The 26,039-nt window shown below is 71.9% G+C and carries 26 protein-coding genes and 1 riboswitch; of the genes, 15 read left to right on the top strand and 11 right to left on the bottom strand.

Going from position 1 to position 26,039, the window contains the following annotated elements; genetic code table 11:
• The first annotated feature begins 55 nt into the window (after positions 1-55).
• The 5 genes from BU52_RS13100 (at position 56) to BU52_RS13080 (ending at position 5,320) form a co-directional block, all read left to right on the top strand.
• Complete coding sequence (locus BU52_RS13100; RefSeq protein ID WP_037932917.1) at positions 56-373, top strand: hypothetical protein; 318 nt, start codon at positions 56-58, stop codon at positions 371-373.
• Positions 374-380: 7 nt separating this feature from the next.
• Positions 381-1,565, top strand: coding sequence for a glutathionylspermidine synthase family protein (locus BU52_RS13095; RefSeq protein WP_037932915.1), 1,185 nt, complete (start codon positions 381-383; stop codon positions 1,563-1,565).
• Between the two features lie 80 nt (positions 1,566-1,645).
• Positions 1,646-1,745: riboswitch (ZMP/ZTP riboswitch) on the top strand.
• A 32-nt stretch (positions 1,746-1,777) separates the two neighbouring features.
• Complete coding sequence (locus BU52_RS13090) at positions 1,778-3,226, top strand: glycine hydroxymethyltransferase (RefSeq protein ID WP_037932913.1); 1,449 nt, start codon at positions 1,778-1,780, stop codon at positions 3,224-3,226.
• A 314-nt stretch (positions 3,227-3,540) separates the two neighbouring features.
• The gene (gene trpS, locus BU52_RS13085; RefSeq protein WP_037933037.1) at positions 3,541-4,554 is read left to right on the top strand and encodes a tryptophan--tRNA ligase; all 1,014 of its coding nucleotides are present in this window, start codon (positions 3,541-3,543) and stop codon (positions 4,552-4,554) included.
• Between the two features lie 187 nt (positions 4,555-4,741).
• Entirely contained in the window at positions 4,742-5,320 is a 579-nt protein-coding gene (locus BU52_RS13080) for a 2'-5' RNA ligase family protein (protein ID WP_037932912.1), read from the top strand.
• Between the two features lie 28 nt (positions 5,321-5,348).
• Here BU52_RS13080 and BU52_RS13075 read toward each other — a convergent pair whose 3' ends face one another.
• Both BU52_RS13075 and BU52_RS13070 read right to left on the bottom strand, forming a co-directional pair.
• Entirely contained in the window at positions 5,349-6,104 is a 756-nt protein-coding gene (locus BU52_RS13075; protein WP_037932910.1) for a decaprenylphospho-beta-D-erythro-pentofuranosid-2-ulose 2-reductase, read from the bottom strand.
• A gap of 32 nt (positions 6,105-6,136) precedes the next feature.
• A complete protein-coding gene (locus BU52_RS13070) occupies positions 6,137-7,492 on the bottom strand; it encodes an FAD-binding oxidoreductase (protein ID WP_037932908.1) in 1,356 nt (451 codons plus the stop codon).
• 133 nt (positions 7,493-7,625) lie between these two features.
• Here BU52_RS13070 and BU52_RS13065 point away from each other — a divergent pair, with 133 nt between their 5' ends.
• The 4 genes from BU52_RS13065 to BU52_RS13050 are packed head-to-tail and all read left to right on the top strand — an operon-like array spanning position 7,626 to position 10,430.
• A complete protein-coding gene (locus BU52_RS13065; RefSeq protein WP_037932904.1) occupies positions 7,626-8,159 on the top strand; it encodes a phosphatase PAP2 family protein in 534 nt (177 codons plus the stop codon).
• Positions 8,156-9,091, top strand: a complete 936-nt coding sequence (locus tag BU52_RS13060) for a decaprenyl-phosphate phosphoribosyltransferase (RefSeq protein ID WP_037932902.1) — start codon at positions 8,156-8,158, stop codon at positions 9,089-9,091. The genes BU52_RS13065 and BU52_RS13060 overlap by 4 nt, the downstream gene beginning before the upstream one ends.
• Positions 9,088-9,525, top strand: a complete 438-nt coding sequence (locus BU52_RS13055; protein ID WP_037932899.1) for a GtrA family protein — start codon at positions 9,088-9,090, stop codon at positions 9,523-9,525. The genes BU52_RS13060 and BU52_RS13055 overlap by 4 nt, the downstream gene beginning before the upstream one ends.
• Positions 9,513-10,430 (top strand): YihY/virulence factor BrkB family protein, encoded by a 918-nt coding sequence (locus BU52_RS13050; RefSeq protein WP_037932896.1) that lies wholly within the window; start codon positions 9,513-9,515, stop codon positions 10,428-10,430. Before BU52_RS13055 ends, BU52_RS13050 begins: the two co-directional genes overlap by 13 nt.
• On the opposite strand, the gene BU52_RS13045 is transcribed toward BU52_RS13050, so the two are convergent.
• Positions 10,378-11,652, bottom strand: a complete 1,275-nt coding sequence (locus BU52_RS13045) for a D-alanyl-D-alanine carboxypeptidase family protein (protein ID WP_037932893.1) — start codon at positions 11,650-11,652, stop codon at positions 10,378-10,380. The genes BU52_RS13050 and BU52_RS13045 overlap by 53 nt on opposite strands.
• Positions 11,653-11,824: 172 nt before the next feature.
• On the opposite strand from BU52_RS13045, the gene BU52_RS13040 reads away from it, so the two are divergent.
• Positions 11,825-12,076 carry an SCO4848 family membrane protein gene (locus tag BU52_RS13040; protein ID WP_037932891.1) on the top strand — a complete coding sequence of 84 codons (252 nt, stop codon included), beginning with the start codon at positions 11,825-11,827 and terminating at the stop codon, positions 12,074-12,076.
• A 22-nt stretch (positions 12,077-12,098) separates the two neighbouring features.
• Positions 12,099-13,406, top strand: a complete 1,308-nt coding sequence (locus tag BU52_RS13035) for a metallophosphoesterase (RefSeq protein ID WP_037932888.1) — start codon at positions 12,099-12,101, stop codon at positions 13,404-13,406.
• A gap of 220 nt (positions 13,407-13,626) precedes the next feature.
• Here BU52_RS13035 and BU52_RS13030 read toward each other — a convergent pair whose 3' ends face one another.
• The 7 genes from BU52_RS13030 to BU52_RS13000 all read right to left on the bottom strand — a co-directional run bounded on the left by BU52_RS13030 (position 13,627) and on the right by BU52_RS13000 (position 19,521).
• Complete coding sequence (locus BU52_RS13030; RefSeq protein ID WP_037932885.1) at positions 13,627-14,412, bottom strand: TetR/AcrR family transcriptional regulator; 786 nt, start codon at positions 14,410-14,412, stop codon at positions 13,627-13,629.
• An 86-nt stretch (positions 14,413-14,498) separates the two neighbouring features.
• Entirely contained in the window at positions 14,499-15,110 is a 612-nt protein-coding gene (locus BU52_RS13025) for a Uma2 family endonuclease (RefSeq protein ID WP_037932883.1), read from the bottom strand.
• A gap of 157 nt (positions 15,111-15,267) precedes the next feature.
• Positions 15,268-16,047, bottom strand: coding sequence for a succinate dehydrogenase iron-sulfur subunit (locus tag BU52_RS13020; protein ID WP_037932882.1), 780 nt, complete (start codon positions 16,045-16,047; stop codon positions 15,268-15,270).
• Positions 16,047-17,801, bottom strand: coding sequence for a succinate dehydrogenase flavoprotein subunit (gene sdhA / locus BU52_RS13015; RefSeq protein WP_037932878.1), 1,755 nt, complete (start codon positions 17,799-17,801; stop codon positions 16,047-16,049). The genes BU52_RS13020 and sdhA overlap by 1 nt, the downstream gene beginning before the upstream one ends.
• Positions 17,802-17,820: 19 nt before the next feature.
• The gene (locus BU52_RS13010) at positions 17,821-18,303 is read right to left on the bottom strand and encodes a succinate dehydrogenase hydrophobic membrane anchor subunit (protein WP_037932875.1); all 483 of its coding nucleotides are present in this window, start codon (positions 18,301-18,303) and stop codon (positions 17,821-17,823) included.
• 5 nt (positions 18,304-18,308) lie between these two features.
• Positions 18,309-18,689, bottom strand: coding sequence for a succinate dehydrogenase, cytochrome b556 subunit (sdhC, locus tag BU52_RS13005; RefSeq protein ID WP_078903214.1), 381 nt, complete (start codon positions 18,687-18,689; stop codon positions 18,309-18,311).
• 169 nt (positions 18,690-18,858) lie between these two features.
• Positions 18,859-19,521, bottom strand: a complete 663-nt coding sequence (locus BU52_RS13000; protein WP_078903213.1) for a 2-oxo-4-hydroxy-4-carboxy-5-ureidoimidazoline decarboxylase — start codon at positions 19,519-19,521, stop codon at positions 18,859-18,861.
• 203 nt (positions 19,522-19,724) lie between these two features.
• Between BU52_RS13000 and BU52_RS12995 the strand changes: the two genes are divergently transcribed.
• From BU52_RS12995 to BU52_RS12980, 4 genes are all read left to right on the top strand, one after another.
• A complete protein-coding gene (locus tag BU52_RS12995) occupies positions 19,725-21,344 on the top strand; it encodes a beta-N-acetylhexosaminidase (RefSeq protein ID WP_037933027.1) in 1,620 nt (539 codons plus the stop codon).
• A 110-nt stretch (positions 21,345-21,454) separates the two neighbouring features.
• Positions 21,455-21,961, top strand: coding sequence for a hypothetical protein (locus BU52_RS12990; protein WP_037932870.1), 507 nt, complete (start codon positions 21,455-21,457; stop codon positions 21,959-21,961).
• A gap of 108 nt (positions 21,962-22,069) precedes the next feature.
• Positions 22,070-22,630 (top strand): hypothetical protein, encoded by a 561-nt coding sequence (locus BU52_RS12985; RefSeq protein ID WP_037932868.1) that lies wholly within the window; start codon positions 22,070-22,072, stop codon positions 22,628-22,630.
• 178 nt (positions 22,631-22,808) lie between these two features.
• Positions 22,809-23,204, top strand: coding sequence for a hypothetical protein (locus tag BU52_RS12980; RefSeq protein WP_200881185.1), 396 nt, complete (start codon positions 22,809-22,811; stop codon positions 23,202-23,204).
• A 139-nt stretch (positions 23,205-23,343) separates the two neighbouring features.
• On the opposite strand, the gene BU52_RS12975 is transcribed toward BU52_RS12980, so the two are convergent.
• Positions 23,344-26,037: an N-acetylmuramoyl-L-alanine amidase gene (locus tag BU52_RS12975; protein ID WP_037932864.1), complete on the bottom strand. Its 2,694-nt coding sequence runs from the start codon at positions 26,035-26,037 to the stop codon at positions 23,344-23,346.
• Positions 26,038-26,039: the final 2 nt, after the last annotated feature.

The following is a 26,039-nucleotide window of genomic DNA, read 5'->3' as shown; positions in this document are numbered from 1 at the left end:
CCGGGAAGTGAACCGAGGACCCGGCGGGCAGTCGCAGGCGGTGTGAGGGGGAGTCATGGCGGAGTCACGACGGCGGGTGCGGTCCAGCACGGTGGTGCTGGGCGGGATGGGGGTTCTCGCGGCGGCGCTGACCTCCTGCGGGTCGGATCCGGACCGCCGGTGCGTGGACCGGGACAGCTACGACTACCTCAACGGCTACAAGCTCGTCGCCGACAAGAACTGCGCGTCCTCCTCCGGTTCCCGCGTCGACGCCGACTGGTACTACGACGCGGACGTCCGCGCCGGTTACGCCGACGACGGGACCTTCAGCCGCAGCGAGGCCGTCGACCGGGGCGGCTTCGGCTGCTCGGGCTCCGGCAGCGGCGGCGGCTGAGCGGCTCATGGAACGGCGCACCATCGAGCCCCGCCCCGGCTGGCAGGAGACGGTCGAGGAACAGGGGCTCATCTACCCCCTCACCCGCTACCCGGACGACTCCCTGCGCCCCTACTGGGACGAGAGCGCCTACTACGTCTTCGGCCTGGACGAGGTCGAGGCGCTGGAGGAGGTCGTCGAGGAACTGCACCGCATGTGCCTCGCGGCGGCCGAGCACATCGTCACCGCCGACCGGTTCGCCGACCTCGGCATCACCGACCCGCGGATCGCCCGCGCGGTCGCCGAGGCCTGGCGCCGACGCGACGAACTCCCCTCCGTCTACGGCCGCTTCGACCTCCGCTACGACGGGACGGGGCCCGCGAAGCTGCTGGAGTACAACGCCGACACTCCGACGTCCCTGGTCGAGGCCGCCTCGCCCCAGTGGTTCTGGATGGAGGAGCGCTTCCCCGGCGCCGACCAGTGGAACTCCCTGCACGAACGCCTCGTCGACGCCTGGAAGAAGCAGGCCGCCCTCCTCCCGCCGGGCAGCCCCCTGTACTTCGCCCATTCCTCCGCCGACGAGCTCGGCGAGGACCTCATGACCGTCGCCTACCTCAAGGAGACCGCCGAGCAGGCCGGACTGCAGACCGACTGGATCTCCGTGGAGGAGATCGGCTGGGACCGCCTCTCCCGCCGCTTCGTGGACAACAGACTCCGGTTCATCCGCAGCATCTTCAAGCTGTACCCCTGGGAGTGGCTGACCACCGACCGCTTCGCCGGCCACGTCCTCGACACGCTCGACAACGGCGGAGGCACCGGCTCCACCCTGTGGATCGAACCCGCGTGGAAGATGCTCCTCAGCAACAAGGCGCTGCTGGCGATCCTCTGGGAGCTCCACCCCGGTCACCCCCACCTGCTGCCCGCCTACCTCGACGGTCCCCGGGAACTGGCCGGCACCACCGGCTACGTCGCCAAGCCGCTGCTGGGCCGTGAAGGCGCCGGCGTGACCCTCCACGAGGCGGGTGCCGCCCCCGTGCTGCGCGACGAGCCCTGCTGCTACCAGCAGCTCGCCCCCCTCCCGGACTTCGACGGCAACCACGTCGTCCTCGGCGCCTGGGTGGTGGAGAACGAGTCGGCGGGCCTCGGCATCCGTGAGTCCTCGGGCCTGGTGACGGACGAGTACGCCCGCTTCCTGCCCCATGTGATCCTCTAGGTCCTGGTGCCCCGCGGGCGGACGCCGTCGCCCGCATGATGGACGCCTCCCCATGGCACTGCGTGCCACCCGGTAGCCTGGCCGTGGGCCGTGACTGGCGCGCTGGGATGGGAGCAACCATCGGGAAGCGGCCCCGGACCCCGCGGTCCGGAAACTGTGCCGTGCGCCTGGGCCGTACCGTGAACGCTGAACGCCACGTCCGGAGGTCCCTCATGTCTGCCGAGCCCCTCTCCACCGCTTCCACCGCCTTCCGCGCCGCCCTCGACGTGATCCGCGCCGTCGAGCCGCGCGTCGCCGACGCCATCGGCCAGGAGGTCGCCGACCAGCGCGAGATGCTCAAGCTGATCGCCTCGGAGAACTACGCCTCCCCGGCCACCCTCCTCGCGATGGGCAACTGGTTCAGCGACAAGTACGCCGAGGGCACCGTCGGCCGCCGCTTCTACGCCGGCTGCCGCAACGTGGACACCGTCGAGTCGCTCGCCGCCGAGCACGCCAGGGAGCTCTTCGGCGCCCGTCACGCCTATGTGCAGCCGCACTCCGGCATCGACGCCAACCTCGTAGCCTTCTGGGCCGTCCTCGCCGACCGCGTCGAGGTCCCCTTCCTGGAGAAGACCGGCGCCCGCCAGGTCAACGACCTCTCCGATGCCGACTGGGCCGAACTCCGCCAGGCCTTCGGCAACCAGCGCATGCTCGGCATGTCCCTGGACGCCGGCGGTCACCTCACCCACGGCTTCCGCCCGAACATCTCCGGCAAGATGTTCGACCAGCGCTCCTACGGCACCGACCCGGCCACCGGCCTGATCGACTACGAGGCCCTGCGCGCCTCCGCCCGCGAGTTCAAGCCGCTGATCATCGTCGCCGGCTACTCCGCCTATCCCCGTCTGGTGAACTTCCGGATCATGCGCGAGATCGCCGACGAGGTCGGCGCCACGCTCATGGTCGACATGGCGCACTTCGCCGGTCTCGTCGCGGGCAAGGTCCTCACCGGCGACTTCGACCCGGTACCGCACGCCCAGATCGTCACCACCACCACCCACAAGTCGCTGCGCGGCCCGCGCGGCGGCATGGTGCTGTGCGACGACTCCCTCAAGGACCAGGTCGACCGGGGCTGCCCGATGGTCCTCGGCGGCCCGCTCCCGCACGTCATGGCCGCCAAGGCCGTCGCTCTCGCCGAGGCCCGCCGGCCCGCCTTCCAGGACTACGCGCAGCGCATCGTCGACAACTCCCGCGCCCTCGCCGAGGGACTGATGCGCCGAGGCGCCGCCCTGGTCACCGGCGGCACCGACAACCACCTCAACCTGATCGACGTCACCACCTCCTACGGCCTCACCGGCCGCCAGGCGGAGGCCGCCCTGCTCGAGGCCGGCATCGTCACCAACCGCAACGCCATCCCCGCCGACCCCAACGGCGCCTGGTACACCTCCGGCATCCGCATCGGCACCCCCGCGCTGACCACGCGCGGCCTGGGCACCGCCGAGATGGACGAGGTCGCCGGCCTCATCGACCGCGTCCTCACCACCACGGAGCCCGGCACCACCAAGTCCGGCGCCCCGTCCAAGGCCTCCCACGTCCTCGACGCGAAGGTCGCCGACGAGATCTCCCGGCGCGCCACCGACCTGGTCGCCGGCTTCCCGCTCTACCCCGAGGTCGACCTCGGCTGAGGCCGCCCGCTCGCAGCGCCCCACGGCGGTCCGGTCACGCACCGGGCCGCCGTGGGCGCGTCTTCAGGCGTCCAGCAGTTCCTGCCTGGGACCGCTGTCGTCCCCCCGCCGGCGCATCACCGGCAGCCGCGTCACGTGAGGGCGCAGCACCAGGGCCGGCGCCGCTCCGGCGACCGCCCCCGGTATCGCCGGGTCCTCGGCGCGGTGCCGGAGGCCGTTCGGCGATTACCTGTTACACCGCCGGGCTCGGATCGGTTCCCACCTGTTTCCGGTCGGTTCCGGACCGCCCCCGGACACCTGAGAGAATGGGGGGCATGGCGACTGACCGACCTCGCGTGCTCTCCGGAATCCAGCCCACCGCGGGCTCGTTCCACCTCGGCAACTACCTCGGCGCCGTCCGCCAGTGGGTGGACCTGCAGGAGACCCACGACGCGTTCTACATGGTCGTCGACCTGCACGCGATCACGCTTCCGCAGGACCCGAAGGAGCTGCGCGCCAACACCCGCCTCGCGGCCGCCCAGCTGCTGGCCGCCGGACTGGACCCGGACCGCTGCACGCTCTTCGTCCAGAGCCACGTGCCCGAGCACGCCCAGCTCGCCTGGGTGATGAACTGCCTCACCGGCTTCGGCGAGGCCTCGCGCATGACCCAGTTCAAGGACAAGTCCGCCCGGCAGGGCGCCGACCGTGCCTCCGTCGGCCTGTTCACGTACCCGATCCTCCAGGTGGCGGACATCCTGCTCTACCAGGCCAACGAGGTGCCGGTGGGCGAGGACCAGCGCCAGCACATCGAGCTCACCCGGGACCTCGCCGAGCGGTTCAACGGCCGGTTCGGCGAGACGTTCACCAAGCCGAAGCCGTACATCCTCAAGGAGACGGCGAAGATCTACGACCTCCAGGACCCGTCGATCAAGATGAGCAAGTCGGCGTCCACGCCGAAGGGCCTCATCAACCTCCTGGACGAGCCGAGGACCACGGCCAAGAAGGTGAAGAGCGCCGTCACCGACACCGACACGGTGATCCGGTACGACGTCGTGGAGAAGCCCGGTGTGAGCAATCTCCTCACGATCTATTCGACCCTCACCGGAGCGGACATCCCCGAACTGGAGGAGAAGTACGCCGGCAAGGGCTACGGTGCGCTGAAGACGGACCTCGCCGAGGTCATGGTCGACTTCGTCACCCCGTTCAAGGAGCGCACCCAGCAGTACCTGGACGACCCCGAGACGCTCGACGCGATCCTGGCCAAGGGCGCGGAGAAGGCGCGTGCCGTCGCCGCGGAGACCCTCGCGCAGGCGTACGAGCGGGTCGGTTTCCTGCCCGCCAAGCACTGAACCGGCGCTGAACCGGCCCCCGGCCGGGATCCGTACCACCGCACAGCGCTGCACATCACTCCGGTTGCGCCTGCCCGCATCCGGGTCGTGGTCGTACAGTCGATATCCGGGTGACCGTTTCGGCGGTCACCGGGTGCTCACCGCAGTTTCACCACCGCGCTTCACCACCACTACGACAGGAGACGACGTGGGGACCGTAACGATCGGTGTGTCGATCGCGGTCCCGGAGCCTCACGGCAGCCGGCTTCAGCAGCTGCGCGCGGGCTTCGGCGACGCCGCGGCTCATGGCATCCCCACCCACGTCACCCTGCTGCCGCCGACCGAGATCGAGGACGTCGACCTGCCCGCCGTCGAGGCGCACCTGAGCGAGGTCGCCACGGCGGGCCGGCCGTTCCCGATGCGGCTGTCGGGCACCGGCACCTTCCGTCCGCTGTCGCCGGTGGTGTACGTCCGGGTCGTCGAGGGCGGTGAGGCGTGCACCTGGCTGCAGAGGCAGGTCCGGGACGCCTCCGGGCCGGTCGCCCGCGAGCTGCAGTTCCCGTACCACCCGCACGTCACCGTGGCGCACGGCATCGAGGAGGCGGCCATGGACCGCGCCTTCGAGGAGCTCGCCGGCTACGAGGCCGCGTGGCCGTGCACGGGCTTCGCCCTCTACGAGCAGGGCGCCGACGGGGTGTGGCGCAAGCTGCGCGAGTTCCCCTTCGGTTCCGTGGTGGTGCCCCCGCAGGCCGGCAGCGTGGACCGCGGATCCGTCTCCGCCCACTGAGACACCCTCCGGACACCGGCGCCGGCGCTCAGACCGGCAGCCGTCGGAACACCGCGCGCGGGAGGTGCCGCAGCGCCGACATCACCACCCGCAGCGCCCCCGGCACCCAGACCGTCTCCGCGCGGCGCCGCAGCCCCAGCTCCACGGCCGCCGCGACCGCCTCGGGGGTGGTGGCCAGCGGCGCTTCGGGCAGCCCGGCCGTCATCCGCGTACGGACGAAGCCGGGGCGTACCACCATGACGTGCACGCCCGTGCCGTACAGCGCGTCGCCGAGCCCCTGGGCGAAGGCGTCAAGGCCGGCCTTGCTGGAGCCGTAGATGAAGTTCGCGCGGCGGGCCCGCTCGCCCGCCACCGAGGACAGCACCACCAGCGAGCCGTGCCCCTGCGCCTGGAGCGCGCCCGCGCACACCAGGCCCGCCGAGACCGCGCCGGTGTAGTTGGTCTGCGCGACCCGTACCGCGGCCTCCGGGTCCCGCTCGTCGTGGGCCTGGTCGCCCAGCGTGCCGAAGGCGAGCAGCACCAGGTCGACGTCGCCCTCGGCGAAGACCTTGCCGAGCGCCTCCTCGTGGGCGGCGGGATCGAGCGCGTCGAAGGCGACGGTGCGGACCTCGGCGCCGAGACCGCGCAGCTGCTCGGCGGCCTCGTCCAGCCCCGGGGAGGGGCGGCCGGCCAGCCACACCGCGCGGGTGCGGCGGGCGATCAGCCGCCGCGCGGTGGCCAGCGCGATCTCGGACGTACCGCCGAGGACGAGCAGGGACTGGGGGAGGCCGAAGGCGTCCTTCACGACAGCTCCTCAGGGGGCCGGGGTCGACGGTTTCAGAGGTGGAGCCTGCGGGACAGGTCGGAGGTGAACACCCCGCGCGGATCCAGTTCGGCGCGCAGCGCGCGGAAGTCGCCCAGGCGGGGGTACATGACGGCGAGCAGTTCCGGGCGCAGCCGGGAGTCCTTGGCGAGGTAGACGCGCCCGCCCGCCCCGGCCACCTCCTCGTCGAGCTCGTCGAGGAAGCCGCTGAGGCCGGGCAGCGACGCCGGGACGTCCAGGGCCAGGGTCCAGCCCGGCACGGGGAAGGACAGCCAGCCCGGGTCGGCCTCGCCGAAGCGTTTGAGGACGGCCAGGAAGGACGGGCAGCGCCGTGCGGAGATCCGGCGCACGATCCGGCGCAGCGCGTCCTCCCTCCCGTGCCCGACGACGAACTGGTACTGCACGAAGCCACCCCGCCCGTAGACCCGGTTCCAGTGCGGCACGCCGTCCAGGGGGTGGAAGAAGGCCGGGATCCGCTGGAGCTGCCCGGTCCGGGCGCGGGGCGCCCTGCGGTACCAGAACTCGTTGAACAGCCCCACGGTGGTGCGGCTGAGCAGGCCCTCGGGGACGAAGGCGGGGGCGGCCGGGAGACGCGAGGTGCGGAAGGACAGGGGCTCCCTGCGCGCGCGGGTGCCGCGGGGCAGCGCGTCCAGGGGCGCGTGGTCGCCCCGCGTGAGCACCGCCCGGCCGGTGGAGCGGCCACGGGCCAGCAGATCGATCCAGGCGACCGAGTACCGGTAGCGGTGGTCGGTGGCGGTGAGGCGGGCCATCAGGTCGTCGAGGTCGGTCGCGCGTTCGGTGTCGACCGACATCAGGGAGGTCTCGACCTGCTGGAGCCGGATCGTCGCGGTGAGGACCACCCCGGTCAGGCCCATGCCGCCGGCGGTCGCCTCGAACAGCGGCGTGCCCGGCACCACCGTGACGAGCCGCCCGTCGGCCGTGAGCAGTTCGAAGGACAGCACATGACGGGAGAAGGAGCCGGACACGTGGTGGTTCTTGCCGTGGATGTCGGCGCCGATCGCCCCGCCGACCGTCACGTACCGCGTGCCGGGCGTCACCGGCACGAACCAGCCGAGCGGCAGCAGCACCTCCATCAGCCGGTGCAGGGAGACCCCCGCGTCGCACAGCACCGTCCCGCCGCCGGCGTCGATCGCGTGGACCCGGTCCAGGCCCGTCATGTCGAGCACCGCGCCGCCCGCGTTCTGCGCCGCGTCCCCGTACGCCCGTCCCAGGCCCCGCGCGATGCCCCCGCGGGAGCCGCACTCCCGGACGGCCAGGGCGGCCTCCTCGTACGTCCGTGGGCGGATCAGCCGGGCGGCGGTGGGCGCCGTGCGGCCCCACCCCGTGACGGAAACGGTGTCGGCAGGCATGACCGCGACCGTATCGCCCTTATGCGAATCATCAGATGTGAAACGTCACTCCCGTCCCCGAAACGGGTGATTAATGGGATGTCGCTCCAAAGCGGCGGATTTCCGGCCCGCCGGGGGTGAACAGTGGGTCCACATGGACGACCACCACGACCTCCCGCACCCCCGCGGTCTCCACGCCCTCGACCACCGCATCGTCGCCGCGCTCAGAGCGTGCGGCGCGGACCCGCGCGTGGGCGCCACCGCGCGGGTCCTGTCGTGGGCGGGGGAGCACGGGGCGATGTGGCTCGCGGCGGGTCTCGCCGGAGCCGTCGCGGACCGCCCCCGGCGCGGCGCCTGGCTGCGCGGCACCGTGCTCACCGCGGGCGCCCACGTCGTCAGCATGGGCGTCAAGCGGATCGTGCGCCGCCCCCGCCCCGCCCACGTCGAACCCCTCGTCGGCACGGTCGGCCGGCACTCCTTCCCCAGCTCGCACGCCACCTCGGCGACGGCCGCCGCCTTCGCCTTCGGCGCGCTGGGCGCCCGCGCGGTGCCGCCGCTGGCCGCCGCCGTGTGCGTCTCCCGTCTGCTGGCCGGCGTCCACTACCCCTCGGACGTGGCGGCGGGCGCCGCCCTCGGCGCGCTGACGGCCCGGCTCGGCGCCCGCTGGATGACGGGAGGCCCCGCGTGACCCTGCTGCGCGAGCGCCCCGACCGACGGCAGGCCGCACCGTCCGGCGGGGGCGGCCTCCTCAGGGGCCTGCTCATGACCGCGCGGCCCAAGCAGTGGGTCAAGAACGTCCTGGTGATCGCCGCCCCGGCCGCCGCAGGCGACCTGTTCTCCGCCCACGCCCTGACCCGGCTCGCCCTGGTCTTCGTCCTGTTCACCGCCTGCGCCGCCGCCGTCTACCTGGTCAACGACGCGCGCGACGCCGCGGCCGACCGCGCCCACCCCACCAAGTGCCGCCGCCCGGTCGCCGCCGGCCAGGTCCCCGTCCCGGTCGCCTACGCCACCGGGATCACCCTCGGCGTCCTCGCCCCGGTCCTCGCGGCCCGGCTGTGCCCGCCCGAGGTCGCCGCGCTGCTGACCGCCTACCTCGGCATGCAACTGGCGTACTGCCTCATCCTGAAGCACGTCCTCGTCGTCGACCTCGTCGTCGTCACCACCGGCTTCGTGATGCGCGCGGTGATCGGCGGGCTCGCCCTCGGCATCCCGCTCTCGCGCTGGTTCCTGATCACGACCGGGTTCGGAGCGCTGTTCATGGTCGCGGCCAAGCGCTACTCCGAGGCCGTGCAGATGGCCGGCACGGCCGGCGCCACGCGCGCGCTGCTCACCGAGTACACCACCGGCTACCTCCGCTTCGTCTGGCAGCTCGCCGCCGGTGTCGCCGTCCTCGGCTACTGCCTGTGGGCCCTTGAGGAGGGCGGGGTGCCGCACACCAGCGTGCTGCCCTGGCGGCAGCTGTCGGTGGTCGCCTTCGTCCTCGCCGTCCTGCGCTACGCCGTCTTCGCCGACCGCGGGACCGCCGGTGAACCCGAGGACGTGGTGCTGGGCGACCGCGCGCTCGCCCTCATCGGGGCGGTGTGGGTGGCGATGTACGCCGCGGCGGTGGCCGACTGGTGAGAGACCGTCTGCTGCGGCACCGGCGGGAACTCCTCGGATTCGCCACCGCCGGTCTGCTCGCCTACGCCGTCGACCTCGCCCTCTTCACGTACCTGCGCGGCCCCGGCGGCTGCGGCCCGCTCACCGCGAAGGCCCTCTCCTTCGTCGCCGGCTGCGCGGTCGCCTACGCCGGCAACGCCCACGGCACCTACCGCACCACCCGCGTGCGCGGGGCACGCCCCTTCGCGATGTTCTTCGTGGTCAACCTCGCCGGCGCCGCCGTGCAACTGCTCTGCCTGGCCGTCAGCCACTACGGGCTCGGCCTCACCTCGCAACGCGCGGACACCGTGTCCGGCGCGGTGATCGGCATGGCGCTGGCCACCGGTGTCCGGTTCTGGGGCACCAGGACATTGGTCTTCCGCAACGCGGGCAGAGTCGGCTCATGGACTGGCTGAAAAAGCTCCCGGGTGTGGGGCCGTGGGTGGCGCGTCTGATGCTCACGCACGCGTGGCGGTCGTACGAGCGTCTGGACCGCGTGCACTGGACGCGGCTGGCCGCCGCGATGACGTTCCGGAGCTTCGTCGCGCTGTTCCCGCTGCTCACCGTGGCCGCGACGATCGGCGCCGCCACGCTCAGCCAGGACCAGCAGAACACCCTCCAGGACAGCATCACCGACCAGGTGCCCGGCATCTCCGACCAGCTGAACGTCGAGGACCTGGTGCAGAACGCCGGCACCGTCGGGCTCATCGCCGGTGCCGTCCTGCTCCTCACCGGCATCAGCTGGGCCGGAGCGATGCGCGACTGCCTGCGCGCGGTGTGGGAACTGCCCGACGAGGAGGAGAACCCCGTCGTGCGCAAGGGCAAGGACGCGGGCATCCTCCTCGGGCTCGGCGGCGCGCTCCTGGTCACCCTCGTCGCCTCCACCGTCGCCTCCGCGCTGGTCGGCCGGATCAGCGACGCCATCGGGCTGGAGAAGGGCGGCTGGGGCGGGATCGTCCTGCACGTCGCGGCGTTCGCCGTCGCCGTGGGCGCCGACTTCCTGCTCCTGCTGTACGTCCTCACCCTGCTGCCCGGCGTGGAACCCACCCGGCACCGGCTGATCGTCGCCGCGCTCACCGGCGCGGTCGGCTTCGAACTGCTGAAGCTGCTGCTCAGCGGCTATATGCAGGGAGTGGCCGCGAAGAGCATGTACGGCGCGTTCGGCGTCCCGGTGGCCCTGCTGCTGTGGATCAACTTCACGTCCAAACTGGTCCTGTTCTGCGCCGCCTGGACGGCGACGCGGAGCAAACAGGACGAGGTGCCCGCGGTCACGGACGCGAGCGGCGGCGCACCAGGTCCGGCAGCGGCCAGCGCCGGCTGACCAGGTACCCGCCGCCCGCCAGCAGCACCAGCAACCCGCCCGCGATGCCCAGCGCGACCCCCATGCCGTCGGTGCCGCCGCCCGTCGGGGCGCTCGCCACCGGCTTCGACCCGGCCCCGGCGACACCCGCCTCCCCGGGGGAGGCGGACGGGCCCGGCCGGGCACCGGCCCGGACGGCGCTCCTCGGCGGCACCAGCTCGCCGACCGGTTCGACCTTGCCTGCCGCCTTGAAACCCCAGTCGAACAGCCGCGCGGTCTCCTTGTAGACCTCGTTCGACTCGTCCTTCTGCGGGTTCATCACGGTGACCAGCAGCACCTTGCCGCCCTGCTCGGCGACACCGGTGAAGGTGGCCCCGGCGTTGGTGGTGTTGCCGTTCTTCACACCCGCTATGCCCTGGTAGACGGGCACGTCGGAGTCACCGCTCAGCAGCCGGTTGGTGTTCTGGATCTCGAAGGACCCGCGGACCTTCTTGCCCTTCTTGTTCTTCTTCGTCCCGCCCGGGAACTTCGCCCGCACCGTCGAGGCGTACTCCCGGAAGTCCTTCTTCTGCAGCCCCGAGCGGGCGATCAGCGTCAGGTCGTACGCGGACGACACCTGCCTCTCGGCGTCGTAGCCGTCCGGGCTGACCACATACGTGTCGAGGGCCTGGAGCTCCTCGGCGTGCTCGTTCATCTCGTCGACGGTGTTCTCGACGCCTCCGTTCATGGCGGACAGCACGTGCACCGCGTCGTTGCCGGAGCGAAGGAACACGCCCAGCCACAGGTCGTGGACCGTGTACGTCTCCTCCTCCTTGATCCCGACCATGCTGGAACCGGCCCCGACACCGGCCAGGTCGGAGACCTCCACCGTGTGCTCCGTCGTCCTGGGCCACTTCGGCAGCAGCGTGTCGGCGAACAGCATCTTCAGCGTGCTCGCCGGGGCCAGCCGCCAGTGCGCGTTGTGCGCGGCGAGCACCTCGCCGGACTCGGCGTCGGCGACGATCCAGGACCGGGCCGACAGCCCCTTCGGCAGCACCGGGACTCCGCTCGCCAGGTTGACCTGCGTCCCCGGCTGCCCGAGCCGGGCGCCACCCACCGTCGACATCCGCGCCGGGGGAGTGGCCGACGGGGTCGTCGACGGCTTGGGTGCCGCCAGTGCGACGGGCGCGGTCAGCGCGGTGGACAGCAGGACGGCGGACGCGACCAGCAGTGAGCGCCGGACGGTGTTCTTGGGTGCGGGCACGGTCGGAAAGGTACATGCCACATCCGGGGATGTCCCGCCCCGGTCGCCACCCCGGGCAAGGAACCGGACAGTGGCCGGTGATACTGGAGGCATGCCGTGCTCAACCGGGGGACACGCCCCGGACCCCCGGCCGGCCGCGGGAGCCCGGCGCTGCGATGAAAGGTCTGTTCCGGTGAAACTCAGCCGTCCCGTCTCCTGGTTCCTGCTCGCCTTCGGGATGTGGAGCTGGGTCATCTGGATCACTTTCGTCAAGAACCTGGTCAAGGACAGCAGCGGGCTCGCGTTCGACGACGGGAATCCGACGGCCTACTTCTTCGTTCATCTGACGCTCGCCGTCGCGTCCTTCGTATGGGGGACGGTCATCGGCGGCATCGGGTTGCGCGGGCTGCGCGCACTGAGCCGGGCGTCACGCACGACGTCGTAACGGAAAGCAGGGACTCCGCACCGTGGCCATCGTCTTCGTCCTCATCGCGCTGCTGGTTCTGGCCGTCCTGGTCACGGGGAACTGGTACGTGTGGCGGCGCCTGTTCCGGGACACCACGCGGGGCCCGGGGGCGGTGCGCCGCACGGGTGCGGTGCTGATCGCCGGGGGCTGGGCGCTGGCCTTCGGCGCCTTCTTCGCCGGAAACGGCGGGGCGCCCTTCTGGCTCCAGCAGGTGCTCGCCTGGCCGGGGTTCCTGTGGCTGGGGCTGTCCCTGTACCTGCTACTGGGGCTGCTCGCGGGTGAGTTGGTGCGGCCGGTGCTGCGCCGGGTCCTGGAGCGGCGGGCGAGGACGGCGGAGGCGGCGAGCGCCCCGGCGGAGCCGAAGCCCATACCGGCCGGGCAGGGGGCGGCGCCCGCGGGGTCCGGTTCGCCGGGTGCCGGTGCGGGCGGGGACGGTGGCCCCGCCGACCCGGACGGCGCCGGTGCGACCGCCTCGTCCTCGGGGCCGTCCCGGCGTCTGTTCGTCTCCCGTGTGGTCGCGGGGGCCGCCGCCGCGGCGGCCGTGGGGACCGTCGGCCACGGTACGTACGGGGTGCTGCGCGGGCCGGGCGTGAAGCGGGTCACCGTGCCGCTGGCCAAGCTGCCCCGGGCGGCCCACGGTTTCCGGATCGCGGTCGTCAGCGACATCCATCTGGGGCCGGTGCTCGGGCGGGGCTTCGCGCAGAAGGTCGTGGACACGATCAACTCGACCCAGCCGGACCTCATCGCGGTCGTCGGGGACCTGGTGGACGGCAGTGTGAAGGACCTGGGGCCGGCCGCGGCTCCGCTGGCGCGGCTGAGGGCGCGTCATGGCTCCTTCTTCGTCACCGGCAACCACGAGTACTTCTCCGGGGCCGAGCAGTGGGTCGACGAGGTGCGGCGGCTCGGGCTGACTCCGCTGGAGAACGCGAGGACGGAGCTGCCCCACTTCGATCTGGCGGGGGTCAACGACCTGGCCGGGGAGGACGAGGGGCAGGGACCGGACTACGCGCGGGCGCTGGGGGACCGGGACCGGGAGCGGGCGTGTGTGTTGATGGCACATCAGCCCGTGCAGATTCATCAGGCCGTGGACCATGGGGTGGACCTGCAGTTGTCGGGCCATACGCATGGGGGGCAGCTGTGGCCCGGCAATCTGATCGCCCGCGGCGCGAATCCGACGCTGGCTGGGCTCGATCGCTACGGTGACACGCAGCTGTACGTCAGCCGGGGTGCCGGTGCCTGGGGGCCGCCCACCCGGGTGGGGGCCCCGTCCGACGTCACAGTGATCGAGCTGGCCTCGCGGGAGGCGTGAGGGCGCCTGCCACCGGCGTGGGGGTGGGCGCACCGGCCGCCGCGCACGGTGTCGCCGCGACGGACGCGCGTACAGCGGCCGGCACGGCGCAGGCCGGCGACACCGGCCTCACGGGCGGCCTCGTCGGACACGTCACCGACCGCTTCACCCCGGCACGGCCGCTGCTGCTCCTGCCGGCCGGACAGGGCCGCCAGGTGCGTCACCGCGCCGGTACACGCCGTCAGTCGACGGTGCCGGGGCGCTCGTCGTCGACGGGTGTCCCCCGCTGGGTGGACGCGGACTTCCTCGCGGGGTCGGGCAGCGCCTTCGTCATCCCGGGCAGGAAGTCCGTGAACAGTTCGTGCACCTCACGCACGAGCGGCCGCAGCACCCGGAAGCGGGCCAGGGCGATGCCCCGCGCGGTGAGCCGGGCACCGCGCTCGGCGAGCCGGTAACTGCGCTCGCGGCCCTCGGTGCGGTCGAAGATCCAGTACAGGCACAGCCCCATCTGCGACAGCCACATCAGCTCCGGCAGGATGTCGCGCAGTTCCTCGGGGACCTTGGTCCTCGTCCCGGCGAGCACCGCCCGGTGCACGCTGATCGCCTCCACGCGCGCGTGCTCCGACTCGGGGGAGAAGGGGCTGAGCGGGCTGTCCGGGTCGGCGGCGTTCTTGAAGAACTGCACCGCGAACTCGTGGTACGGCGCGGCGACGTCCAGCCACGCCTTCAGCACGCCCGCGAGGCGGGTCTCCAGATCGGTCTCGCGGGCGAGGATCTCCCGGGTCGCCACCTGGTGCTCGGCGGCGATCCGGTCGTAGAAACCCTGGATCAGGTGTTCCTTGCCCTCGAAGTAGTAGTACGCGTTGCCGACGGAGACCCCGGCCTCCTTGGCGATGGCCCGCATGGTCGTCTTGTCGTAGCCGCGTTCCTGGAACAGCCGCATGGCCGTCTGGAGGATCAGTGCGCGGGTCTGCTCGGACTTGCTGAGGGGGGCACCGTCGTCGGGGCCGTCGTTCTTCGCGGGCACGAAGGGAGCCTAACGCCCGGGGCGGGCGCCCCACGGCGCGCTGCACGTACCGGCGTCGCTGCTCGGCGTGGGGGCCGGTACGCGACTCAGCCGGCCGTGCGGGGCTGCCCGGCGCGGAGGATCCCGGCCACGTCCAGGGTGACCTTGGCGCCGATGGAGTCGGGGAGGGTGACCTGCTGGCCGGGGGAGTGGAAGCGGTGGCCGGCGTACTCGTTCCCGACCGGATCGGTCAGGATGTGGAGACGCTGGTGCTCGCGGTCGACGATGACGTAGACGGGGATCTTCGCCTCGGCGTAGGCGGCGACCTTGGCCTTCAGGTCGGTCTTCCAGTTGCTGGAGGTGACCTCCAGGACGAGGCGGAAGCAGACCGGGTCGTAGCAGTTGTTCTCGATGAGGTGGTCGTCGAAGTCGGAGTCCGCGACCACCAGGTCGGGAATGGCGTAGTCCTCGGTGTCGGTGGGCAGCCAGAGGCCGACGCCCTGGAGTACCTCGGTCTCCCCGCCGTGCAGTCCGGCTGTGATGAAGGGGAGCATCAGTGTGGTCAGGGCACGGGCGTGCGGGCCGTCCGGTGGCGGGGTCACGAGGAGCTGGCCTCCGATGATCTCGACGCGGTAGCCCGGATTGCGGTCCATGAGACGGTTCGCCTCCGCGATCAGCGGATGCTCGTCGTGGGGCCGCTCGACGGATGCTGCGGACATCGCGTGCCTCCTAGGGGCTGGTGTCGAGACCATCATCGTAGGGCGGGAGACGCCCTCACGTCCGTCTCGGCTGCGTTCACCCCATCGTGTGGCATATGCCAGAGGGCCCCGTTCCCAGCGGAAACGGGGCCCTCCCGGACGTGGCGGCGACGTGACGTCAGTAGCGGCGCGTGATCAGCGCGCGCTTCACTTCCGCGATCGCCTTCGTGACCTCGATGCCGCGCGGGCAGGCGTCCGTGCAGTTGAAGGTCGTGCGGCAGCGCCAGACGCCGTCGCGGTCGTTGAGGACCTCCAGGCGCTGCTCGCCGGCCTCGTCACGCGAGTCGAAGATGAAGCGGTGCGCGTTGACGATGGCGGCCGGGCCGAAGTACTGGCCGTCGTTCCAGAACACCGGGCACGAGGACGTGCACGCGGCACACAGGATGCACTTGGTCGTGTCGTCGAAGCGCTCGCGGTCCTCGGCGGACTGCAGCCGCTCGCGCGTCGGCTCGTTGGTGTCCTTCGTGATCAGGAAGGGCATCACGTCCCGGTACGCCTGGAAGAACGGCTCCATGTCCACGACCAGGTCCTTGAGGACCGTGAGGCCCTTGATGGCCTCGATCGTGATCGGCTTCTCGGGGTTGATGTCCTTGATCAGCGTCTTGCACGCCAGGCGGTTCTTGCCGTTGATCCGCATGGCGTCCGAACCGCAGATGCCGTGGGCGCAGGAGCGGCGGAAGGTCAGCGTGCCGTCCAGCTCCCACTTGATCTTGTGCAGACCGTCGAGGACGCGCTCCTTGGGGTCGATCTCCAGCTGGAAGTCTTCCCAGGTCGCGTCGGCCGAGACCTCCGGGTTGAACCGGCGGATCCGGAAGGTGACGGTGATGTAGGGGGAGTCGGCGAAACCGGGCTCGGGGGAACCGGCCGCGTCCGCCTTGTCCAGAACAGGGGTAGCCATCAGTACTTACGCTCCATCGGCTGGTAGCGGGTCTGGACGACCGGCTTGTAGTCCAGACGGACGGTCTCGGTGCCGTCGGCGCCGACCTCGCGGTACGCCATGGTGTGGCGCATGAAGTTGACGTCGTCGCGGTTCGGGTAGTCCTCGCGGTAGTGACCGCCGCGGGACTCCTTGCGGGCCAGCGCGGAGACGGCCATGACCTCGGCCAGGTCGAGCAGGTTGCCCAGCTCGACGGCCTCGAGGAGGTCGGTGTTGAACCGCTTGCCCTTGTCCTGGACGGCGACGTTCTTGTAGCGCGCGCGCAGCTCGGCGATCTTCTCGACCGCCGTCTTGATCGTCTGCTCGGTGCGGAACACCATGACGTTGGCGTCCATGGTCTCCTGCAGCTCGCGGCGGAGCTCGGCCACCCGCTCGTTGCCGGTGGAGGAGCGCAGCCGCTCGATCTGCTCGACGACGAGGGACTCCGGGTTCTCCGGCAGCTCCACGAAGTCGGCGGTCTGCGAGTACTCCGCCGCGGCGATGCCCGCCCGCTTGCCGAACACGTTGATGTCGAGCAGCGAGTTGGTGCCCAGACGGTTGGCGCCGTGCACGGACACGCACGCGACCTCGCCGGCCGCGTACAGACCGGGGACCACGGTGGTGTTGTCCGCCAGGACCTCCCCCTGGACGTTGGTCGGGATGCCGCCCATCGCGTAGTGGGCGGTGGGCTGGATCGGGATCGGGTCCGTGTAGGGCTCGATGCCGAGGTAGGTCCGCGCGAACTCCGTGATGTCGGGCAGCTTGGCGTCCAGCTGCTCCGGCGGGAGGTGGGTGAGGTCCAGGAAGACGTGGTCGCCCTCGGGACCGCAGCCGCGGCCCTCGCGGATCTCCGTGTAGATGGAGCGCGAGACGACGTCACGCGAGGCGAGGTCCTTCATGACCGGCGCGTACTTCTCCATGAAGCGCTCGCCGTCCTTGTTGCGGAGGATGCCGCCCTCACCGCGGGCGCCCTCCGTCAGCAGGATGCCCATGCGCCAGATGCCGGTCGGGTGGAACTGGAAGAACTCCATGTCCTCCAGCGGCAGCCCGCGCCGGTACACGGCGGCCTGACCGTCACCGGTCAGCGTGTGCGCGTTCGACGTCACCTTGAAGAACTTGCCGGTGCCGCCGGAGGCGTAGATCACGGCCTTCGCCTGGAAGACGTGGATCTCGCCGGTGGCCAGCTCGTAGGCGACCACACCGGCCGACTTCTTGACGCCGTCGACCTCGGTGATCAGCTGGTCCAGGACGTAGAACTCGTTGAAGAACTCCACGCCCTCCTTGACGCAGTTCTGGTACAGCGTCTGGAGGATCATGTGGCCGGTGCGGTCGGCCGCGTAGCAGGAGCGGCGGACCGGGGCCTCGCCGTGGTTGCGGCTGTGACCGCCGAAGCGGCGCTGGTCGATGGTGCCGTTCGGGGTCCGGTTGAACGGCAGGCCCATCTTCTCCAGGTCGAGGACGGAGTCGATGGCCTCCTTCGCCAGGATCTCGGCCGCGTCCTGGTCGACCAGGTAGTCACCGCCCTTGACCGTGTCGAAGGTGTGCCACTCCCAGTTGTCCTCCTCCACGTTGGCCAGCGCGGCGGCCATGCCGCCCTGCGCGGCGCCCGTGTGGGAGCGGGTGGGGTAGAGCTTGGTCAGCACGGCGGTGCGGCTGCGCTTGGTCGCCTCGATGGCGGCCCGCATACCGGCGCCACCGGCGCCGACGATGACGGTGTCGTACTTGTGGATCTTCATGATTCTCGCAGCCCCGTGCCTAGCGGATGTTCGGGTCGAAGGTGAAGATCACCAGCGTGCCCAGCAGGATGGTGAACACCGTGGCGGTGTAGAGCAGGCCCTTGAGCCACAGCCGGGTGTTCGGCCGCTCGGCGTAGTCGTTGATGACCGTGCGCAGGCCGTTGCCGCCGTGCAGCATGGCGAGCCACAGCATCGCCAGGTCCCAGACCTGCCAGAACGGCGAGGCCCAGCGGCCGGCCACGAAGGCGAAGCCGATCTTGGAGACGCCGCCGTCGAGCACGAGCTGGATCAGCAGGTGGCCGATGACCAGGACGACCAGGACGACGCCGGACAGGCGCATGAACAGCCAGGCGGCCAGCTCGAAGTTGCCCCGGGTGGACTTCGGGGTCTTCTTCGTCCGCTTGCGCGGGGGCTCGATGACCGGCGCCGGGTTGTCGACGGAGTAGAGCGAGTCGCCCTCGACGGGGCCGATGCCCGAGGCGGTGGTGTCAGTCGTGGACATGGGTGTCAGCTCCCGAACAGTTCACGAGCGGCGTGGCCGAGCACGGGGTAGATCGCCCCGATCATCAGCACGAGCCACAGGGCGACGACGGTCCAGAGCATCTGCTTCTGGTAGCGGGCGCCCTTGACCCAGAAGTCGACGGCGATGACACGCAGGCCGTTGAGCGCGTGGAAGAGGATGGCGGCGACGAGGCCGTACTCCAGCAGCGCGACGATCGGCGTCTTGTACGTGGCCACGACGGTGTCGTAGGCCTCGGGGGACACCCGCACGAGAGCGGTGTCCAGCACGTGCACGAACAGGAAGAAGAAGATGAGGACGCCGGTGACTCGGTGAGCCACCCAGGACCACATTCCTTCCCGGCCGCGGTACAGCGTTCCAGCCGGCACGGAAATTTCCTCCGGGAGCGGGGATTGGGGCCGCGCCGGCTTTCCTTGTCGGTCGGGCCCGGCCGGGTACGGTCCACCGGCCCCCAGCATGGTAGCGACGTGTGTCTGCGGCGCTGACGGGGGGCCTGCCGGTGTGATCAAAGTTGCACTCAAAGGAGTGCGGGCCGGGCTACGGGGGTGGGGTTTTGTCGTTTTCGCCGGGTATGGACCCGTTGGTGGCCGGTCGCGTGGTTCCCCGTGCCCCCAGGGTGGCGGTCAGCCGCTCCCTGGCGAGGAGCCGGAGCTGGTCGGCGGCGACCGCTCGCTCGTCCTCGGGATCGTTCGCCAATCGTGACCGGATGTCCTCCAGGACCCGGTCCAGGACCTCGTCGTCGGGAACCCCGTCCAGGCAGATGACGAACACGTGGCCGAACCTGGCCTCGTACGCCGCGTGGGCCGCGGTCAGCGCCGTGTGGGCGGCCGTGTAGGTGTCCTCGGGGAGGGAGGGGAGGGCCTCGGCGGACAGGGCCTCGGCGACCTCTCCGGGGGAGAGGTCGTAGGTCGCCTCGTCCGAGGCCGCCAGGAGGGACGCCACGTCGGGATACGGGCGGTGGCCGGCGAGGAGCAGGGCCCAGCGCGGGCTGTGCAGACAGGCCAGCAGGGCGCGCTCGGCGTCCCGGTCGGGGGCGGTGTTGAACCACGCGAGCGGGGACGTGGTGCCGGGCGCGCCGCGGGACTGCGCGGGTATGGCGACTCGGCCGGGGAGGTCTGGGAGACGGTGCGCGGGCAGCGTGGGTCCTCGTGGGCGTCGCGTGTGTGTCGGTGGAAGATGCTGTGAGAGTGGTGACGTCACGTTATCGAGTGAGTCCGGGAGGTGTCCGATCGGTACCCCTGATTCACCCGTACGGCAGAGTTTGAGAACGGCTCGTCGACGCCCCTCACCCGAATGGGTCGTACGTTGGCGGGGTGAGTCAGCACAGGCAGCACAGGCGGCACAGGCAGGACAGGCAGCACAGGCGGCGCTCGGTGACGGGGGCGGTGAGGGAGCGACGGGTGCTGGTCGCGGCCGTCGCCGCGGGAGCGCTGGTGGCCGCGTCCGGCGTGAGCCTCGGCCTGTGGGCCGCCTCCGGCGGCGACGGCGGGTCCGCGGGGCCGACGCCGGCGTCCTCCGCGGAGAGCCCCGGCGGCGCGGACGAGGCCGCCGGGACGACGCCCGGAGCGAGTCCCCGTCCGAGCCCCAGCCGCCTCTTCCCCCTGTCGAAGGAGCCGCGCACCATACCCGCCGTCCGCGCGCACACGCCGGAGCGCGGACCGGGGTGGCGCCCGGCGCGGGACCACCGGGTAATCGTGGCCGATCCGGTGCTGGCCGACGAGGGCCGGCTGATAGCGGGGGAGCTGGGGCTGACGTACGCGGGCGGGAAGGACGACGAGCGGGACGGGGACCTCCGGCTGGAGCTGAACCGCGGCGCCGGCGCGAACCCCGAGTCGTACACGATGACCGTGCGGGGCGGACGGGTGACCGTCACCGCCCCCGCGGAGGCGGGCGTGTTCTACGGCACCCGCACGCTCAAGCAGTCGGTGAAGGGCACCGGCGCCACCCCCGAGGGCGTGGTGCGCGACGAGCCCGCCAAACAGCGGCGCGGACTGATGCTGGACATCGCGCGCAAGCACTACGACGCCGACTGGATCGAGGACCGGATCCGCGAGCTCGGCGACCTGAAGTTCAACGAGATCGGCCTGCACTTCTCCGACGACCAGGGCTTCCGCATCGCGTCCGACTCGCACCCGGAGATCGTGTCCGCGGACCACCTGACCAAGGCGCAGGTCAAGAGGATCGTCGGCCTCGCGGCGAGCCGGCACATCACCGTCGTGCCCGAGATCGACTCGCCCGGGCACCTCGGCGCGGTCCTCGCCGCCCACCCGGACCTCCAGCTCCGCGACGTGGGCGGCGGGGCCGTGCGCGGCGCGGTCGACATCTCCGACCCCCGGTCCGCCCGGATCGTCGACGATCTGCTGAAGGAGTACGCCGGGCTCTTCCCCGGCGCCCCGTGGCACCTCGGCGGCGACGAGTACCAGGCACTGGTGGTGGACGACCCCGAGGCGTCGTTCCCGGACCTGGCCGCCGCCGCGCGGGGGAAGTACGGCTCCGGCGCGACCGTGGAGGACCTGGCCACCGGGTGGCTCAACGACCGGGCCGCCACCGTCCGCGCCCACGGCCGCACGCCCCGCGCCTGGAACGACGGCTTCTTCCGGGACGGGTCGGTGCGGGCCGCGAAGGACATCCAGGTCGCCTACTGGACCGGCAAGGAGATCGGCGCCCGGCAGCCGGCCGAGTACCTCGAAGAGGGCCGCGAGGTCGTCAACTACAACGACGAGTTCCTCTACTACGTGCTCGGCGAGCCCCTGACCTTCGTCTACCCGACGGGGGAACGGATCTACGAGCAGTGGACGCCGCGGGTGCTGCGCGGCACCACCGCCGTGCCCGAGCGGTACGACGACCAGATCCTCGGCGGGTCGTTCGCCGTCTGGGGCGACCTGCCACGGTCCCAGACCCAGGCGCAGGTGGCGGCCGGCATCCGCATGCCGCTGCGGGCGACCGTGCAGAAGCTGTGGGACCCCGACGAGCCCGGCCTGTCCTGGGCGGAGTTCCGGAAGCTGGCGGACGAACTGGGCTGACCGCCGCTCCTCACCGTCCGCGGACGGATTGCCGCATAAGCCTGCGAACTCCGTGCGACTGTGGTGGTGTTCTGGTGATCCGAACCGACACACGGGGGGAACACCGGCACATGGGCTACTGGGGGTACTTCGTCGTGGGCCGCGGGGAGCGGCCGCTCGCCGAACTGGACGCGCTGGCCGGTGCGGCCGGGGGCATGACCCTGCGCACCTCCGCGCCGGACGGATGGCAGGTGTGGGAGTACCCGGGCGGCGAGGGCGACATCGGGAACATGAACGACCTGGCCCGGGAGACCGGTGCGCCCGCGCTGTTCGGATACGTCATGGACAGCGACTGCGTGGTGGTGGAGGCGGCGTCCCCGGAGAGCGGGGCGTGGACGACCTGCCTGGCGCGGGACGCCATGGCCGGCTACCTCGACGGGCAGCAGGAGGGGCTCACCGTGGACGACTACTTCCTGGAGCCCGCCGACGCCGCCGAGCGCGCCGTCTTCTGGGCCGAGGAGGCGGGGCACACCGTGTCCGCCGAGGAGGTGGCCGAGGTGCTGCAGTCCACCCCCGGTCCGATGGCCGAAAACCTCTTCTTCCGTCTTCTCGACCGGCTCGGCGTGGTGCCCCAGTGACACTCCCGGCCCGTCGCACGCAGTAAGGGGAAATGCGGGCTCCGTAGGGGAAGAGGCCCGCGAAGGGCCTCGTCCGGGGCCTGTGACGACCCCCAGTGGGAGGCGTGGATGAGCCTGGTGGAACTGATCGCACAGGCCGACGAGCGTGGGCTGGCCGTGAGCGGGTTGGCTTGTTTGGACCGGTGCGTGCCGCTGCTGGGCGGTGACGACGAGGTGCTGCGCCCGCTGTGGGCGAGCCTCGCGGCGGACGCCGCCCCCGGCGCCTGGAGCGAACGGCTGGAGCAGACGCGCGGCACGCTGGACGCCGCGGCGGACGGCGCGGACGAGGCCGTGGTGCTCGCGCACCGGATGCTCGCCACCGCCCCCGCGGAGCCGTCCGCCGCGGGGCTGCGCGACTGGGCCGACGCCTGCTCCCTCGCCGCGCTGCGGATCCACCGGCTGCTGGACGGCGGCGCCGCCGAGGACACCGGCCCGGCCGACGCGTGCCGGGAGGGCGCCGCGGAGGCACTCTCGCCGCTGCTCGCCGCCGAACTGCGCCGTCAGATCACCGTGCTGGAAGTCCTGTCCGCCCACGGCCCGGCGGGGCTGCGCGGGGCGCTGGAGGTGGCGACGGAGGGACGGCGGGTGCTGCGCGCCGCGGTGTCCCGCCGCAGCCGCAGGGACGGCTGACGGCCCCGGGCCCGGCCCTGCCCACCCGCGGCCGCCGGGTTCGGCGGGTCCCGTGACCGTCCGGGGCGGTCCTGCGCCCGTCGTGGGGCGGTCCTGCGCCTGTTGCGGGAACCCCCGGAATCCGGGTGACGAAACGCTTCGCCGCAGCGCTCTTGAGGATGTGACGACTGCGACGACTGTGACGACACAGCAGGAGACCAGGCCCTCGGCCGCGACGAAGCCGGCCCGCTGGGCGGCGGACGCGGTGGCGGCGATGCGCGAAGGGGCACGGCTGCGCCTCGACTACTCGGCGCGCAGTCTGTGGAGCGTCGACCGGGTGATCGAGGACATACGCCGGGAGGCGGCCCCGTTCGCCGCCGTGGAGCTGGTGCTGCGCGGATTCGGCGCGTACGCCGGTGAGGTGATCGTGCGCCAGGCCGGAGGGGAGTGGTGGTCCTCCGGCGGCGACCACTGGGTGCGCACCCCCGACGGGCGCCTGTGGGACCCGATCGAGGAGGCCCGGCGCTGCTACACCCACGACGGGTCCCTGCGGCTGCTGTGCCGGGACGCGACCGGCGGCGAACCGCGCCGGTGACGCGGCGCGCCCCGGCCGCGCGCGGTGTGACGTCTTCCCGTGCCCGTCCCGGCCGGTGGCCCGCCGCGGCCGGGACGGACACGGAGCGGCCGGGGTCCCGCGCGCGTCGCGCGGGACCCCGGCCGTCGCCGTCAGCGCGTCACGGTGTCAGCGTCTGGCCCAGCCGCACGTCCGTCGCCAGCCCGAACGCACTCCTGCCGTAGAAGACGGTGGAGTTGTAGCCGAGTCCGGAGCTGTTGCTCGGGAGGTACAGGACCGCTCCGTCCCACGTGTCCTCGCCCTCGGCGCCGAACGTCAGGTCCGCGCGGCCGTAGCCGGACAGGTCCGTCAGGGAGACCGCCGATCCGAACCGGTCACCGGACTCCGTGGCACCGGGGATGCCGGAGGTGTCCTGGGAGACGAACAGCGAACCGGACCCGCTGATGCCGGAGGAACTGCCCCGGAACAGGATCGCGCTGCCCGCGTCCTTTCGGTTGACGCCGTCGCGGGTGAGGTCCTCACCGAGGGCGCCGGCCAGCACGTCCGCGTAGCCGTCGCCGTTGAAGTCGCCGGCCGAGACGGAGATGCCCAGCGCGTCGCCGGCCTCACCGCCGCCGGGGACGCCCGAGGTGTCCTGGTGGATCGTCCTCATGCCGGTGGTGGTGAACCCGCTGGACGTGCCCAGCAGCATGGTGATCTGACCGCCGGACGCGCTGCCGGACTCGGCGGTGTACGGCTGGCCGATGACGATGTCGTCGTAGCCGTTGCCGTTGAAGTCGCCCGCGGCGATGGAGCGCCCGCCCTTGACCGAGATGACGCCCACCTTCGCCAGGCCGGACGCGGAGCCCGCGAAGCGGACGACGCGGCCGATGCCGCCGGTGTCGCGGTAGTTGAGGGCGACGTCCCCGTAGCCGTCCCGGTTGAAGTCGCCGCTCGCGGCGTCCAGGTAGGACAGGGACCCCGTGGAGCCGGTGAGCGTGCCGTACTTGGTGGCGCCGTCGGTGTGACGGGCGTTCCAGTTGCCGCCGTTGCCGGAACCGGCCGCGAACACGTCGGCCTTGCCGTCGCCGTTGAAGTCGCCGACGGCGACCGCGGAGCCGAGCTTCGCGCCGGAGCCGGTGACGCCCGAGGTGGTGTACCCGAAACCGGTGTTCAGCGCCGGGCCGTACATCACCACGACCGAGCCGCGGTCGGCGTAGGTGTGGTCCTCGCCGGGGGCGCCGATCGCGAGGTCGGCGTGACCGTCGCCGTTGACGTCGCCCCAGGCCGTGGAGGTGCCGAAGGCGTCACCGTTCTCGTTGTTGCCGGACACGCCGGTGCTGTTCTGCGAGAGGGTGCTGGCGGCACCGGAGACCGGACCGTCGACCCCGCCGGGGACGACGGTGACGCTGCCGGCGCCGCTGAGGGCCTTCGGGGTGCCCGCGACCAGGTCGGCGAGGCCGTCCCGGTTGTGGTCCGAGGTGGCCAGGGCGTGCGAGATGCCCGGCGTCTTCGCGAGCGCGGCGATCCGCGACAGCTTCGGGTACAGGTTGAGGCCCGGGCAGGCCGTGTAGTTGGTGTCCCGGTGGCCGAAGACCCGCGGCAGGGTGACCGACTCACCCTTGTCGATCTTGTTGCCGCTCACCCCGGCGTCCGTGCCGGAGGTCAGCGTGACCGTGCCGGTCGGGTCGATGCCGTACATCCCGAACTTCCAGGCCACGACACGCGCGATGGAGTCCATCGCGGCCCGGCTCGGGTGCGCGCTCTCGAAGTTGCCGATGTACGAGATGCCGAGCGTGTCGGTGTTGAAGCCCACGTCGTGGGCGCCGACCACCGGCAGGTCCATGCCGCCGCTGCGGCCCTCGAAGATCTGGCCGCAGCGGTCGACGACGAAGTTGTAGCCGATGTCGTAGTAGCCGCGTGCGAAGTGCTCCTGCTGGATGGAGCGCATCCGGGCGCGCGAGTCGGCGCAGGACACGGCGTTGTCGCTGTCGACGCCGGTGTGGTGGACGACGGCGGCCTTGATCTCGGTGCCGTAGCTCGGTGTGCCGTCGTAGTCGGTGGAGGCGCCCCACTCGGCCTGCGTGATGACGGGCGGCTTCACGACCGTCGAGGGGCGGGGCTCGGGGACCGTGGGCGTCGGGGAGGGCGACGCGGTGGCAGTGGCGGTCTCCGACGGGGTTCCGCTCGCCGTCGGGGACGCGGTGTCCGTGGCCGTCTCCGTCACCGTGGGCGACGACGGCGGCTCGGTGGTCTGCGTCTCGGTCGGCGCCGGGGTCACCGGGGCCGTGGTCTCCGCCGCGAACGCGACCGGGTCCATGTCGGCCACCGCCGGGGCGCCCTCGGGGTCCGTGCCCGGGTCGAGCAGCTTGACGTCCATGCCGGCCGGCTGGCCGCCCGCCTGGGTGCCGTCGTCCTTCACGATCCGGACCTCGACACCGTCGGCGTCACCGGTCCACACCGAGGCCGTACCGCCGCGGGTGGCCGCCCGCTCGCCCTCCGCGCCGTCGGCCTGGTTCTCCTCGTTCTCCAGTTCCTGCCAGCCGGACCACTTGCCCGTCTCCAGGTCCCGGGTGCGCACCTCGGGGGTGCCCTTGGCCTCCGCCTCGGGGTTGTCCCAGGTCACGAGCACCGCGCTGAAGCGGTCGGTGGTCCGCCGGTCGAGACCGCGGCGGCCCGCACCCCGGTCCTGAAGCTTCAGCGTGTGGACGCTCGGCTCGCGCGGCTTCTCCGCGGTCTCGGCCGGAGCGGACGACTGTCCGGCCACCGCGTACGTCGCGACGCCCGCGCCACTGAGCACGACGGCTCCGACGGTCAGCCACGCACGCCGTTTCAGGCTGAGCGGCTTGTACGCATGGGTCCTGCGAGGACTCAACT

It is taken from the genome of Streptomyces toyocaensis, from assembly GCF_000725125.1.
In the GTDB taxonomy this organism is placed as follows: Bacteria; Actinomycetota; Actinomycetes; order Streptomycetales; family Streptomycetaceae; genus Streptomyces; species Streptomyces toyocaensis.
The sequence above is the reverse complement of the archived record's forward strand: the minus strand, read 5'-3'. Positions and strand labels throughout refer to the sequence as shown.